The 13,634-nt window shown below is 69.7% G+C and carries 15 protein-coding genes; 7 read left to right on the plus strand and 8 right to left on the minus strand.

Features of this window, described 5'->3' with window-relative positions:
• Positions 1-133: 133 nt before the first annotated feature.
• Positions 134-823 carry a glycosyltransferase family 2 protein gene (locus BLV39_RS15010; protein ID WP_090791930.1) on the plus strand — a complete coding sequence of 230 codons (690 nt, stop codon included), beginning with the start codon at positions 134-136 and terminating at the stop codon, positions 821-823.
• A 26-nt stretch (positions 824-849) separates the two neighbouring features.
• On the opposite strand, the gene BLV39_RS15015 is transcribed toward BLV39_RS15010, so the two are convergent.
• Complete coding sequence (locus tag BLV39_RS15015; RefSeq protein WP_090791934.1) at positions 850-1,425, minus strand: TetR/AcrR family transcriptional regulator; 576 nt, start codon at positions 1,423-1,425, stop codon at positions 850-852.
• A gap of 77 nt (positions 1,426-1,502) precedes the next feature.
• Here BLV39_RS15015 and BLV39_RS15020 point away from each other — a divergent pair, with 77 nt between their 5' ends.
• Complete coding sequence (locus BLV39_RS15020; RefSeq protein WP_090791937.1) at positions 1,503-2,141, plus strand: NAD(P)-dependent oxidoreductase; 639 nt, start codon at positions 1,503-1,505, stop codon at positions 2,139-2,141.
• A 67-nt stretch (positions 2,142-2,208) separates the two neighbouring features.
• On the opposite strand, the gene BLV39_RS15025 is transcribed toward BLV39_RS15020, so the two are convergent.
• Entirely contained in the window at positions 2,209-2,961 is a 753-nt protein-coding gene (locus tag BLV39_RS15025; RefSeq protein ID WP_090791940.1) for an SDR family oxidoreductase, read from the minus strand.
• 101 nt (positions 2,962-3,062) lie between these two features.
• Between BLV39_RS15025 and BLV39_RS15030 the strand changes: the two genes are divergently transcribed.
• Positions 3,063-3,926: a helix-turn-helix transcriptional regulator gene (locus BLV39_RS15030; RefSeq protein WP_090791943.1), complete on the plus strand. Its 864-nt coding sequence runs from the start codon at positions 3,063-3,065 to the stop codon at positions 3,924-3,926.
• Here BLV39_RS15030 and BLV39_RS15035 read toward each other — a convergent pair.
• Positions 3,923-4,432: a VOC family protein gene (locus BLV39_RS15035; protein WP_090791946.1), complete on the minus strand. Its 510-nt coding sequence runs from the start codon at positions 4,430-4,432 to the stop codon at positions 3,923-3,925. The two genes, BLV39_RS15030 and BLV39_RS15035, sit on opposite strands and share 4 nt — an antisense overlap.
• A 95-nt stretch (positions 4,433-4,527) precedes the next feature.
• On the opposite strand from BLV39_RS15035, the gene BLV39_RS15040 reads away from it, so the two are divergent.
• The 3 genes from BLV39_RS15040 to BLV39_RS15050 all read left to right on the plus strand — a co-directional run bounded on the left by BLV39_RS15040 (position 4,528) and on the right by BLV39_RS15050 (position 7,380).
• Positions 4,528-5,148, plus strand: coding sequence for a DUF1345 domain-containing protein (locus BLV39_RS15040; protein WP_090791950.1), 621 nt, complete (start codon positions 4,528-4,530; stop codon positions 5,146-5,148).
• Positions 5,149-5,229: 81 nt separating this feature from the next.
• On the plus strand, positions 5,230-6,843 hold the full coding sequence (locus BLV39_RS15045; protein ID WP_176984929.1) for a serine/threonine-protein kinase: 1,614 nt from the start codon (positions 5,230-5,232) through the stop codon (positions 6,841-6,843).
• Between the two features lie 78 nt (positions 6,844-6,921).
• Positions 6,922-7,380, plus strand: a complete 459-nt coding sequence (locus BLV39_RS15050) for a hypothetical protein (RefSeq protein WP_090791956.1) — start codon at positions 6,922-6,924, stop codon at positions 7,378-7,380.
• Here the strand turns inward: BLV39_RS15050 and BLV39_RS15055 are convergent.
• The gene (locus tag BLV39_RS15055) at positions 7,377-7,943 is read right to left on the minus strand and encodes a TetR/AcrR family transcriptional regulator (protein WP_176984930.1); all 567 of its coding nucleotides are present in this window, start codon (positions 7,941-7,943) and stop codon (positions 7,377-7,379) included. The genes BLV39_RS15050 and BLV39_RS15055 overlap by 4 nt on opposite strands.
• A 93-nt stretch (positions 7,944-8,036) precedes the next feature.
• Here BLV39_RS15055 and BLV39_RS15060 point away from each other — a divergent pair, with 93 nt between their 5' ends.
• Positions 8,037-8,441 carry a nuclear transport factor 2 family protein gene (locus BLV39_RS15060; RefSeq protein WP_090797321.1) on the plus strand — a complete coding sequence of 135 codons (405 nt, stop codon included), beginning with the start codon at positions 8,037-8,039 and terminating at the stop codon, positions 8,439-8,441.
• A gap of 2 nt (positions 8,442-8,443) precedes the next feature.
• Here BLV39_RS15060 and BLV39_RS15065 read toward each other — a convergent pair whose 3' ends face one another.
• The 4 genes from BLV39_RS15065 to BLV39_RS15080 form a co-directional block, all read right to left on the minus strand.
• On the minus strand, positions 8,444-10,408 hold the full coding sequence (locus BLV39_RS15065; RefSeq protein WP_090791959.1) for an elongation factor G: 1,965 nt from the start codon (positions 10,406-10,408) through the stop codon (positions 8,444-8,446).
• Between the two features lie 128 nt (positions 10,409-10,536).
• Positions 10,537-11,775: an ATP-grasp domain-containing protein gene (locus BLV39_RS15070; protein ID WP_090791960.1), complete on the minus strand. Its 1,239-nt coding sequence runs from the start codon at positions 11,773-11,775 to the stop codon at positions 10,537-10,539.
• A 15-nt stretch (positions 11,776-11,790) separates the two neighbouring features.
• Positions 11,791-12,537: an esterase family protein gene (locus BLV39_RS15075; RefSeq protein WP_090791963.1), complete on the minus strand. Its 747-nt coding sequence runs from the start codon at positions 12,535-12,537 to the stop codon at positions 11,791-11,793.
• 1 nt (position 12,538) lies between these two features.
• Positions 12,539-13,624 (minus strand): alpha/beta hydrolase, encoded by a 1,086-nt coding sequence (locus BLV39_RS15080; protein ID WP_090791965.1) that lies wholly within the window; start codon positions 13,622-13,624, stop codon positions 12,539-12,541.
• Positions 13,625-13,634 lie beyond the last annotated feature (10 nt).

A 13,634-nucleotide genomic window follows, 5' to 3' on the forward strand; every position in this document is an offset into this window, starting at 1 on the left:
TGGCGTCCGACCGCACGCGGAGACCGGCCAGATACAACACCGGTATCCGACCGGCCTCCGCGCACGCCCGGACGCCATCTGGACCTCGCCGCCGCACCACCCTGATCCACGAGACACCCCCTAGGAGATTCCGTTGAAGCTCTCGATCCTGATGCCGGTCTACAACGAGGAAGAACGCGTCGCGGAGGCGCTCAAGCAGGCGCTCGCGGTCGAGTACCCGTGCGAGATCGAACTGGTCGTGGTCAACGACGGCAGTCGTGACGGCACCGGTGCGATCCTCGACGCTGCTGCCGATGACGCGCGCCTGCGGGTGATCACGCATCCGCGTAACGCGGGTAAGGGTGCGGCGATCAAGACCGCGGTCGACAGCGCGGACGGTGACTACATGGTCATCCTTGACGCGGACCTGGAGTACGACCCGCTGGACATCCCTCGGTTACTGGCCCCTGTGCTGGACGGGCGGGCGAAGGTGGTTTACGGCAATCGGACCTTCGGTAGCCACAGTGCGTACAGCTTCTGGTACGTGATGGGTAACAAGGCCGTCACCACCGCGGCGAACGTGCTCTTCAACTCGTACATCGGTGATCTGGAGACCTGCTTCAAGTTGTTGCCGGTCTCGTTGTATCGGTCGTTGGAGATCAAGTCGCGGGGCTTCGGTATGGAGGCGGAGGTGACCGGGAAGCTGTTGCGCCGCAAGATCCGGCCGTATGAGGTGCCGATCAGCTACCGCGCCCGTGGTCGTGAAGAGGGCAAGAAGATCACCTGGAAAGACGGCGTCGAAGCACTGTGGATCCTGGGCCGCGAGCGCGCCCGGAAGCGCTGACGCCACGTCCGCAGCCTGGGTGTGGCTCAGCGCAGAGTGGTGGCGACCAGCGCGGCGAAAGCGGATGCGGCGCGCTCGTCGGTGCGGCGCTCTGACCAGTTCATGTGACCCAGGAAGGCGTGTTGGAAGCAGGCGCCGACGAGCAGGCCGGCCGCCCCGTCCAGGTCGGCGTCCGCGGAGACGACGCCGAGGGTCTGGTGGCGGCGCAGGTATTCGACGACTGCCTCGTTGACGCGCTGCGGTCCGGCGCCCACCAGGCGTAGGCCCGCGGTGTGCGCGGCCAGGATCGTCGGCTCGGAGAAGATCGAGGCGAGCATCGGGAAGCTGTCGGTGTAGAACGCGATCGCCGCCCCCGCGATGGCGGTCAGGCCTTCGACCAGGTCGTCGTCGTCGCTGTCCATGGCGCGGGTGAGCTGGGCCATGGCCGGTGACCGCTCGCGCAGCACCGAGACCAGCAGCTCGGCCTTGCCGGTGAAGTGCTTGTAGAGCGTGGCCTCCGAGTAGCCGGCCTCCCTGGCGATCTCGCGCGTGGTCGTCTTGGCCATGCCGCGATGGCGGATGACCGAGGCGGCGGCGTCGAGGATCAATTCCCTGGTATCCATTGGGCTCCCATTGACAGGTTAGTGAGCGCTCACCATCCTAGTGGTTAGTAAGCGCTCACTAACCACGGGAGGCAGCCATGAAACTGACCGTTCTCGGTGCGACCGGCGGCACGGGCCAACACGTCGTACGCCAAGCGCTCGACGCCGGCCACCACGTCACCGCGGTCGTCCGCGACCCGGCCCGGCTGCCCGTCGGCGCCGACCCACGACTAGAGGTGGTCGTCGCCGACGCGTTCGACCCCGACTCGATCGCGGCCGCGGTCAGCGGGCGCGATGCCGTCATCGACACGCTGGGCCCGCGCCCGAAGACCGAGGCGACCGTCTGCTCGCGGGGAGCGGCGGCAGTGGTGGCCGCGATGAGCGCGAACAACCCAGCGGCGCGGCTGCTCGTGGTCACCGGCAACGGCCACGCGCGGGACGCCGGGGACGGGCCGTTCACCCGCTACGTGATCAAGCCGCTGATCGGGAACACCGTGTTGAAGAAGCAGTTCGACGACTTCGCGCGCACCGAGCGGCTGGTGTTCGACAGCAAACTGCGGTGGACCGTGCTGCGCCCGCCGCAGCTCACCGACGGCGGGCGCAAGCCGTACCGCACGGCCGTCGACCGCAACGTCCGCGGCGGCTTCCGGCTGTCCCGGGCCGACCTGGCCGACGCGATCATGGTCGCGCTCGGCGACCCCCGCACCGTCGGCCGCACCGTCGGCCTCGGCTACTGACCCCGCGTTAGTAAGGGCCCCTTGCGCTGCGGAAAGCGTTAACAAGGGGCCCTTCCTTACGCCGAGATCACCAGGCAAGAACGCCGTTCTGGTCGCCCTCGATGGTGATCAGGTGGCCCCACAGAAGCCCGGACGGGCCGTCGGCCGGCAGCGTGGCGAGGTGCGCGCACACCCGCGCCGCCTGCTCCGGTGTGCGAAAGCCGTGGTGGGAGTTGAAGTCAGTCGCGGTGTAGCCAGGGTTCGCCGCGTTGACCTTGATCGGGGTGTCCCGCAGCTCCTTGGCGTACATCGCGGTGATCATGTTGAGGGCCGCCTTCGAGGCCGGGTACGGCACGGAGGTCAGCGCGAACAGCGGGCTCGCCGGGTCGGTCAGCGACGAGATCGAGCCGACCTCGCTGGACACGTTGACGATCCGCGCGGCCGGTGCCTGACGCAGCAGTGGCAAGAAAGCGTTGGTGACCGTGACGACGCCGTACACGTTGGTCTCGAAAACCTCCCGCAGCGTCGGGAGCGTGGTCGCGCTGGGCGCCCCGGCCGGGCCGTCGACGCGGAGGATGCCGGCGTTGTTGACCAGGATGTCGAGCCGGCCGAACTCCGCCGTGACCAGGTCGGCCGCGGCCGTGACGCTGGCCGCGTCGGTGACGTCCAGTGCGACGAACCGCGCGTCCAACCCGGCGCCGCTCAGCTCCTTGGTCGCCGCAACCCCGCGGGTTTCGTCCCGGGCACCGAGCAGCACGGTCATGCCGAGCTCGCCCAGCAAGCGTGCCGTCGCGTACCCGATGCCCTTGTTCGCGCCGGTGATCAAAGCGATCTGTGTCATGCGGTCGAGCCTGCCGGGCCGAAAAGCGGCGCGGCAGGACCGGTTCTGCCTGGTACCGGCCGTACCACCCACGCCGGCGCCGAAGCAGGCACTCTTGAGTCGTGACGGTCAACCGGTCCGAGCTCGCCGCGTTCCTGCGCACCCGCCGCGCGCGGTTGCGGCCCTCCGACGTCGGCCTGCCCGGCAGTGGCACCGGGCCGCGACGGACGCCCGGCCTGCGTCGCCAGGAGGTGGCCGAGCTGGCCGGGATGTCGATCGACTACTACATCCGGCTGGAGCAGGCCCGCGGACCGCAGCCGTCCCGGCAGGTGCTGGCCGCGCTGGCCCGGGCGTTGATGCTGACCATCGACGAGCGGGAGTACCTCTTCCGGATCGCCGGCGAGACGCCGCCGGCCGTGGTCGGTCCCAGCCGCGAGCTGCTGCCGGCCATCCGCCACCTGCTCGACACGATGCCGCTGACTCCGGCGTACGTGGTCGACGCGAAGTACGACCTGCTGGCCTGGAACTCGCTCGCGACCCGGTTCATCGGCGACCTGTCGGCGTACCCGCTGGACGATCGCAACATGATTCGCTGGATGTTCCGCCGGCCGCCGGAGGACGTGCACTGGCGCGACGAGGACGCGATGGCGTTCACCGCGGCGTCGGTCGCCGACCTGCGTGCCGCGTACGCCCGCTATCCCGGTGATCCGGGCATCCAGCAGCTCGTCACCGAGTTGCTTGCGCTCGCGCCCCTGTTCGCCCGGCTCTGGGCCAGCCACGACGTGGCCGTGCGGCGTGGGGTGCGCAAGCGGGTCGACCACCCGGACGTCGGCCCGCTCGAGTTCGAGTGCCAGGTGCTGCACATCAGCGACAGCGACCAACGCATGATCGTCTACTGTGCCGAGCCGGGCTCGCCGACCGAGGCCGCCTTCCACCGGCTCGCCTCCCTGCCGGCGCTGCGCGCGATGCCCGCCGTCCGGGATTAGGGCGTCGTCGCTCCCCAGTCCTCCGGCTTCGTGTCGTGGAGATGCTGGCTGAACATCCAGCGGTGGCCTTCGGCGTCTTCGACCCGATAGCTGCGGACGCCGTACGGCTGGTCCTCGGGCTCGCTGAGCAGCTTCGCACCGGCGGCCCGGGCTCGTTCGGCGTGCGCGTCGACGTCGTCGACGTAGATCATCACGCCGTTGATCACCCATGGCTGCTCGGTCCAGCGCATCGCGGACGTGCAGTGCTCGCGGTGGTGCTTCGGGCTCTCGTAGCCGATGCCCTGCGGTGTCGCGAGCGCGATCACCGCGTCGCCGAGGGCGAGCTCGGCGTGCCCGATGGAGCCGTCGTCCGCCGTCAGCCGCATCCGCTCGGTGAAACCGAACGCGGCGCCAAGGAACTTGATGGCCGCCACGCCGTCTTCGTACGCGAGCATCGGCATGATCGCCGCCGGGTAGTCGCTGGGGCGGGTGTTGCGCTCCGGCCCCGTCTCGGTGTCAGTGGTCATGTCCCGAACGGTATCGACGTGCGCCGCGCTGCGCTTGGACAAATGGGAAGCCGGCGCAACCCTTGATCGGCCCACGCGTTAGCCGTGTCGTGGGTGTGGCCGGCACGCTGACCGCGCGGCTGGTCGAGGTGGTCCTCGCCGTCGGCGGGCTGTTGTTCACCATCATGGGCAGCGAGAGCGAGCCGAACGTCGTGCTCTTCCTGCTGTTCTGGAGCCTGCTCGCGGCCGCCTACCTGTTCGTCGGCACGCTGCGGGTGCGGCGGGAGCGGCTGACCGACCCGAACGTGCCACCACCGCCGGTCACGGGCATGAACGCCCGGCTGACGGGCCGCCGGTTCAGCTTCTTCTTCACCGTCGCGGCGAGCATCACCGGGCTCGGCGCCTCGCTCGACGTGCTGGCGGTCGACGAGAACAGCGACTACAGCGGGCTGGTGCAGGGGCTGGGCGCGTTCGTCACGATCTGCGCCTGGCTGTTGTTGCAGCTCGGGTACGCCCGCTTCTACGCACAGTGGACGGACTGGCGGTTCCCCGAGTGCCCGTACCCCCGGCTGATCGACTTCCTGTATTTCTCGGTGACCGTCGGCGTCTCGTTCGCCGCGTCGGACGTGGAGGTCCGGGGCCGCACGGTGCGCTACCACGTGATGGTGCACAGCGTGATCAGCTTCCTCTACAACGCGATCGTGCTGGCGATCGCGGTCAACATCATCACTGGATAGCTGTCCTCCGATCAGGGGATTCCATTGGGGCCTATTGGGTGTGTCCCGGCATATAGGATGTTTGACGAGTATGACTGTCAAGTGACGTCCGAACCCCCGAAGACGCCCGCGCCGGAACCTGAGCCTGTCCCCGCGCCCGGCAAACCCTGCGCACGCGTGGTCGGCGGCTGCTACGAGCTGGTCGAACAAATCGGTGCCGGCGCCAGTGGCACCGTGTGGCGCGCCCGCAGCCAGGCGACCGGCGAACAGGTCGCGATCAAGCTGCTGCGTGACGAGTTGGTGCCACAGCCCAAGGCCGTGATGCGGTTCGTGCAGGAGCGCGCGATCCTCGCCGCGCTGGAGCACGAGAACATCGTGCCGGTCCGCGAGCTGCTCACCATCGGCGAGTCGCTCGGCCTGGTGATGGAGCTCGTCCCCGGCGGCAGCGCCCGCGAGGTGCTGCGCGCCCGCGGCACGCTGACGCCCGCCGAGGCGGCCACGGTGATGGCCGCGGTCGCCGACGGCCTCGCGCACGCGCATCACCTCGGTGTCGTGCACCGCGACCTCAAACCCGACAACATCCTGGTGGGTACGCCCGACGCATTGGCTCGCGATCCCCAGGTCCGGCTCACCGACTTCGGCATCGCCCGGGTCGTCGACGCGCCCGCGCTGACCACCACCGGCGCGCTGCTCGGCACGCCGAACTACCTGGCACCGGAGATCATCAACGGCGCACGACCGTCACCCGCATCCGACATGTACGCGTTCGGGATGGTGCTCTTCGAGCTGCTGACCGGGCGGCCACCGTACGCCGGGCACACGCCCCGCTCGGTGTTCCGCCGGCACGTCGAGACTCGGCCGCGCCGCAACCCCGGCATCCCGGACGTGCTCTGGAAGCTCATCGCGTCCTGTGTGGACAAGAACCCGTCCCGCCGGCCCGAGGCGGCCTCGATCGGTGTCGCCCTGCGCACGGCGGCGCTCCGGCTGGGCGCGACTCCCGCGCTGCCGAAGCTGCCCCGGCTGCCGATGCAGTCGACGCTCACCGCGCGGCCGTGGATTCCCACCCAGCGCCGTCGGGCACCGGCCTGGCACGCGATCACCACGGTGGTCACCGCGTTCGTGCTGATCGCGGTCGCGCTGGTCGCCTTCGAGTGGCCGGGGCCGGGCAACGGCAGCACGGCCGACGCCAGCCGCCCGACAGCGTCGCCGCAGTCGTCGGCCAAGGCCAAGGGCGCGAACCCGGCCCGCGGCGGCGATCCGGTGGAGACCGCGGCCGCCGGGCTGACCGCCAACCGGATGGTCAAGCCGCAGCCGGCCACGGCGCGGGCGTCGCGGGAGGCCAAGGTGGCGCCGCTGCCGACCGCGTTCGGCGCTGCGAAGTGCACCGGATACCAGTGGAAGTTCCTCCAGCCGGCGTTCTCCAACACCTGCTACGCGACCGGACCGGGAGTGCGGATCTCCGGGGGTCTGCGGTCCAAGGAGGTACGCGCGGACATCACGCTCACGCTCCAGGACACGGCCGGCCGGACCGTCGGGACGCCGCACACCTGCCGTGGTCTGGTCTTCGGACCCGAGCTTTCCGAGCGGCTCTGTGGTCCGACGACGTTGACCCCGCCCAGGGGCAAGCGGTTTGTCCTGGTGCAGAGCTGGCGCGTGTACGACAACGACGGCACGGCGATCCGTGGCGAGGCGAAGAGCGCGGAGTTCGCCTACTGAGCGGGGCAGCGCGTCGGGCGGCGGTGGGCTACGGTCTCGTCTCGTCGATTTCCCGCCCTTGCCCGAGGAGCCCCCGCCATGCGCCGGATCCTGGTCACCGTCCTTGCCGCCTCCGCCTTGGCGCTCGCCGCGTGCGGCTCCGACACTGACGCCGCACCAGCCGGCGGCACGTCGGCGGCTGCCGGCGAAGGCGAGGCGGCCGCAACCGCCAGCGCGTGCGGTGAGGCCGTCGCGGTCAGCAAGACGGGTGCGAGCGGCTTCGACGAGGGCGTCGAGAACCTGCTCAAGGTGGCGCTGGAAGGCGACGAGGCCAAGACCGACGCGGCGGAGAAGGAGTTCCGCGCGGTCCTGACGAGCTGGTCCGACAAGCTCACCGAGCTGTCCGGCGAACCGGTCGCGGCGGACGTCAAGGCCGCCTTGACCGAGGGCGCGGCGACCGTCAAGAAGATCGCCGACCCGGACGACAACACCCCGGTCAACGCGGCGAAGGAAGAGCTCGCCGGGGTAGCCGACAAGATCGGCGCGGCCTGCGCCTAGGGTTTGATGCCCTTGAGGACCACATCCAGGTACGGCGGGACGGTCGTGCCGCGTTCCGGGTCCTTCGGCAGAGCCGAGATCATCGTGAACAGTTGGAGCGCGGTGAGGTCCGGCCGGACCAGGCCGGCCGCGCGGGCGCGGTCGAAGAGGTCGCCGAAGCTGGCCCTCATAGGCGTGCAGGCGACGGCGACCGGTGAGGAGTCGTCGGCGATGCCTTCGGCGACGACCCTCGTCATGCCTCGGTAGCGTGCCGCGCTCTCGTCGTAGAGCCGCAGCCACTGGACCAGTGCGTCCCACGGGTCCGGTGCGGTGAGCAGTTCACGGGCGGTGCGGTCGAGCAGGTCGATGCTCTCCGACATGATCGCCGCGAATAGGTGCTCGCGGGTCGGGAACTGGCGGTAGAGGGTGCCCTGCCCGACGCCTGCCCGGCGGGCCACCTCCTCGAGCGGCGCCTGCGTGCCAGATTGCGCGAAAACGGACTTGCCCGCGGCGAGCAACGCCTCGTAGTTGCGCTTGGCGTCCGCCCGCTGCGGCCTTGCCCTGCCCGGAGTCGCGGAGTTCACAACTCGATCGTACCGGAAAGCGGACAGCCCGTCCGTATCGTTGGAAGTGCAATCGGACGGACTGTCCGGATTCGTGCGCTGAAGGGGATGATCATGACTGACACCACCGAGGCCGTAACCACCGAGTTCCTGCGCCGGCTCTCTGTGCAGGACGCACACGGCCTTGCCGAGCTCTTCGCCGATGAGATCGACTGGAACGTCCCAGGCGAAGCCGACCTCCCATGGACCGGCCGCCGATCCCGGCAAGACCAGGTCGCCGAGTACTTCGGCCTCCTCTGGCAGGCCTTCGTAGCCGGCGAGAGCACCGCGGCCGTCGACAAGGTCGTCATCGACGGCGCCGAGGTGGTCGTCCTCGGCACGTTCGCACACACCGCCGTCTCCACGGGCAAGCGCTTCGAAACGCCGGTCGCCATGCACCTCACGGTCACCGAGGGCAAGATCGTGCGGCTGCACCTGTACGAGGACACGCTGGCCGTGAGCAAAGCCTTCGAGGCCTGACGCTATTTGCCGCGGCCGCCGCTCGTGGTGAGGTCGCGTTGGGCGAGCCAACGGGTGTACTCGGCCCGGTCCACCGGGTTCCCATCCGTTCTGGGTCGCCGGGGAGGCCGGCCCTGGACGGGGCGGTCGCCGGCTTGGGTGGAGGTCCAGAGTCCCTCACCGTTGGTCAGGTTCGGCAGCCGCCGCTGAGCCTCGGTGACCGCCCGGGCCGGAATGGAGCCGGTGATCCGCCAGGTCTCGCCGGTCCCTGCCCCGGTAGGCACCGTCTCGTCGACCAGGCCGCCGAGGTGGGCCAGGGCGCTAGTGACCGGGCCCAATGCCACGACGGGCACGTCCACCTCAAAGCTGTGGCAGGGCTCGAACACCCGGGTGCCGGCCTGCGCGAGCGCCTGCATCAGCACGTGCGGAGTCAGGTCGCGGAAATCCCCGGCCACCGTGATCGGCGACCAATAGCCGCTGTGCGTCAGAGTCACCCGCACGTCGGTCACCGGCCAACCGCACAGGCCCTGCTCCAGCGTCTGCACGACCGAATCCTCGATCGCCTTGTGGTACGCCAGCGGCAGCGAACCCAGCTCGACCTCAAGGTCGTACTCGATGCCGGTGCCGGGCTCCACTCGCAAACCGACCGTGCCGAAGAAGCCGTTGCCGATGATCTCCACAGCGTTGCCCACGCCTGTCGGGCGTTCCAGGTGGATGAGCTGGCTCGGTGCGAACTCGGCGGCGATGCCGTACGCGTCGGCCAGCGTCGTCGCGATCACCTCCTTCTGCACCTCGCCGTAGAGCCGCAGCCCCGTCTCGCCGGACGCGGTCACCCGGGCCTGGATCAGCGGATCTTCGTCAGCCATACGGAGCAGCGCGGCATGCAGCGCCGTGGCCGGTCCGCCGTCCCGGCGCTTCACCACCGTCTCCAGGCTGGGTCGGGGGAAGTGGCTGGCGGTGTCCAGGCCCGCGGTGGAGCCGATCTGGTCACCGATCCGCACGCTGGACAGTCCGTGCAGCGCCGCGATGTAGCCGGCGGTCAGGGCGGACGCGGATGGGTCGCCGACCACCGCGACGCCGGTGAGTTGGGCGCGGTGTGACTCCACCCGGCCGTCGGCAGCGCGCCGAAACACCGGGAGGCGCTGGCGGGCGGTGAGGGCGCCGCCGTACGAGCGGGCGTAGGCCACCTTCGCGCCGCCGGGTCCTCGGGTGATCGCGAAGACCCGGGCGCGGGGCTCCGGCTCCGGGGGCGGTGCCGGTGGCAGCAGGTCGCCGATGGCGTCGAGCAGTTCGGGCACGCCTGTCCCGGACAGCGCCGACCCGAACAGCACCGGATGCACCAGCCCGGCGGCGGTCTGGGTCCGCAGCGCATCCCACAGGGCGTCGCCAGGCACCGGGCGGTCCTCGACGTACGCGGCCAGCAGCCCGTTGTCATGCTCGGCCAGCAACGGCAACCAGTCGGGCATGGCCGTCGGGGACGCGGTGAACCGTGCCTCGGCCGTGCCGATCGCGTCGACGGTGCCCAGCGGCGCGATCGCCGGCGTCAGCAGCCGGCGAACGTCGGCCAGCAACTCCGCCTCGCGAGCCCCGGACCGGTCGATTTTGTTGACGAACAGCAGCGTGGGCAGGCGCAGGGCGCGGCAGGTGCGCATCAGCAGCCGGGTGTGCGGTTGCACGCCCTCGACCGCCGAGAGCACCAGGACCGCGCCGTCCAGCACGCCGAGTGCGCGTTCGACCTCGGCCATGAAGTCGCGGTGTCCCGGTGTGTCGAGCAGGTTGACCTGGCGATCGCCGACGCGGAACGCGGTGACCGCTGACCTGATCGTGATGCCGCGCCGGCGCTCGATCTCGCCGGTGTCAGTCTGTGTGGTGCCCGAGTCGACGCTGCCGAGCCGGTCGATGACCCCGGTGTCGAACAGCAGGCGCTCGGTCAGGCTTGTCTTACCGGCGTCGACATGCGCCAGAATCCCGATGTTGACGGTGTGCATGGGCAGCGTTGTCCTCGAAAACTCGCACGGATGGGCGGAAGTTTTCGATGCCTCGCATTGCCATGCTCCTGTCGTCGGGACCCGGTTGCTGCCGAGCCTGGCAGACGCGCGCCAAGCCGGCCAGCGGTTTATCCCTCCTGGTCGGCCACCCAGGCCCCGGTCAGGCCGCGGAAATGCGCCACGAACCGGTCGTGCTCATGCTCCGGGTACGTCGCCCGCACGGTCTCCACCAGCAGCGTGTCGAAGTCCGGCGAGCGGACCCAGTCGTAGACGAGCTCGTCGACGTGGGCCAGGCGGGACGCGCAGAAGTCGGCGTACCGCTCGGTGTCGAAGTAGTCGTCGGCCAGCTTGCGATAGGCGGCGAGCTTCTCCTGGTAGCTCAGGTCGGTCCGGTCGGCGATCTCGAAGTACTGCCTGGTGTTGAGGTCGACCTGGAACCGCCGGTCGGTCACCACGCAGAACGTGGTCCACCGCAGCAGCGCCTTCATCGCCCAGGGGAAGTAGTAGTGCAGCGAGGTCAGCGCGACGTCCGGGCAGGCGTTGGCGTAGTCGATCGGGTACACCTCGGTCCCCCGGACCAGCGACTCGCACGAGTTGAACTCCCAGCCGAAGAACGCGTTGACCAGCCGGGAGATGGTGACCACCTCGTCGCCGGTCTCGTCGCTGAGGAAGCCGTGCTCCACCGCGTACCGGTCGTGCATCGGCAGCTCGGGCCGGAACTTCATCACCATCGTCTCGGGGCCGATCGACAGCGACCGGCTGAACACGTCGTAGCCCTCGACCGACTGCTGGAGGTGCATCAACCGCTCGCCCGACTCGTCGTACGCGGCATGCAGCTCGGCACTGTCCTTGATCTTCGAGACACCGACCCAGGCGCCACCGTCATAAGGCTTCATGAACAGCGGATATCCCAGCTCCGAAGCCACCGAGTCCAGGTCGAACGACTGGTTGTAGCGGGCCGCCGTGTAGGCCCAACGGGAGTTCTCGAGCGGATGCTTGTACGGCACGAGCACGGTCTCCGGCACCTTGAGCCCGAGCCGCATCATGGCGCAGTACGCCGCATGCTTCTCCATCGACTGGAAGGTGAACGGGCTGTTCAGCAGGTAGACGTCGTCCATCATGGACACCTTTTTGAGCCACTCGCGCGGGTGGTAGTACCAGTACGCGAGCCGGTCGATGACCAGCGAGTGGCGGGGCTTGTCACGCAGGTTGAACGGCTCGATGGTGACCCGGGTGGTCTTCAGCCGGTGCTTGCGCCCGGAACCGTCGACCACCGGGCCGAGCCGGTCGACCAGCGCCTCGTAGGCGCGCGGCCAGTCGTCCTCCGTGCCCAGCAGCAACCCGATGATGTGTTCGACGTCGGCCACGTGATGCCTCCCCAGTCAACAGAAGCGGGGCAGATGATGTGCCCATTGCGCGCGCCACGACGGCCAGTCGTGCGGCACGTCGTGGCCCCACAGATCCAGCTCGTGCCGGATCCCCTTGGCGGCAAGCAGTCCGGCCACCTGCCGCGTGGAGTCGAGGGCACCGGTGGTGTCCTCCCATTGCCCCTGACCGCAGACCAGCAGCACTGACAGCCGCGAGCGCAGCCAGTCGAGGTGGTCGCCGTTCAGGTGCCCGAGATAGTCGGTCGGGCTGTTGAAGTAGGTGGAATCGCCGCGCTCGCCCCAGCCGTTCCAGGCCGCCGGGTCGTAGTTGCCCGAGAAGCACATCGCCAGCGGAAACAGGTCGGCCCGCTTGCAGGCGAAGTTGAGCGAGTGGAATGCGCCCATCGAGCAACCGGCGACAGCGATGTCGGCGTCGTCACCGCTTTGGTCATCGCGGATGAACGGCACGACCTGCTCGACGATCCACGACTCGAACGCGCCGTGCCGCCGGGCGCGTTCCTCGAGCGGCAGGTCGCGGGCCGCCCACGAGGCCGCGTCGTGCGAGTCGACGCAGAACAGCTTGACCCGGCCCGCGTCGAGCAGGTCGGCCACCGCGTCGACCATGCCGTTGGCGGCGAAGTCGCTGGCCCGGCCCTGTTCGGACGGGAACACCAGCACCGGGCGGCCGTAATGTCCATATCGGACGACGGATCCGGCCGTCCCGATGGCCGGGGAGAACAGCTCGACCCAGTGTTCCCGCACGCTAGCCTCCCGACGGCCTACCCCACGAACCCGGGCCGAACGAGCCCAGGCTCCACGACGTCTCGCCCCACGACCGGGCCAGCAACCGGGTCAGGTGCGGGTCGAACGCGTCCCGCCAAGCGGTGAAGTGGTGCCCGTCGGGCACCTCGACCAGCTCCGCCGGATAGCCCTGCCGGGCCAAAGCGTCCGCCATCTCCCGGTTGTTGGCTAGGTTCTCCTCGACGGTGCCACAGGTGAGCCGAGTCGGCACAGGATGCGCGGCGAACGCGGACGCCACCACGGGCCCCGTGAACCGCGTGATCCGTTGGAAATAGCGGAAGCCGGACTCCTGCGGGTCCAGCTTCGGCCGGAAGAAACTGCCCGACTGAAGGAACAGCCCCGCGAACGCGGCCGGATAGCGGCGCTGGGCGTGCAGCATCGCCAGCCCGCCGAGGCTCGCACCCATCCCGGTGAACCGGCCTTCGAAGCCGAGCTCACTGCGCAGCGCGTCCAGCACCGGGCCGGTGAGCGTCGCGGCATAGGCGTTGTTGGCGGAGTACCAGTCGTCGCGTGCGCCGGGACCGAGCAGCACCAGATGGAACGGCGGCAGCGTGCCCGAGCCGACCATCGCCGCGGCGTAGTGGCCGAGGTCGCCCAGCTTGTCGAACTCGGGACCGTCGTGCGCGACCAGCACCCGGTCGCCGGCGCTCGGTGGCGACCAGGCCCGCACGGTGACCTCGGCGTCCAACGCCGGTGCCGGCACGGTCAGCTCACGCCACGTGCCACGGGCGCCGGGCAGGTCCAGCCAGATCGGCTCGACGTAGTCGGCGCGACGAAGCACCGACTTGTCGCCGAACGCGCCACCGACCCGCGCCGGGTTGGCCGGGTCGTTGACCCACTCCTCGCGGCCGTCGAGGTGGCGGAGCTTGAGTTGGTATTCGAGCCGCCACGCCGCCGGCGCCGGCACGTCCAGGAGCCAGGCCTGGTCGCGGTAGTCGAAATCCAGCCGGTCCGTGGGCAGGCCGGCATGCTGTGCCAGGCGTACGCCGGCCAGCCGGTGATCCGGATCGGCGTAGCGGAACGTCAGCCGGCCGTCGACCCATCCCATCGGGGAACCT

Origin of the sequence: Asanoa ishikariensis, assembly GCF_900107455.1 — a bacterium.
Lineage (GTDB): Bacteria > Actinomycetota > Actinomycetes > Mycobacteriales > Micromonosporaceae > Asanoa > Asanoa ishikariensis.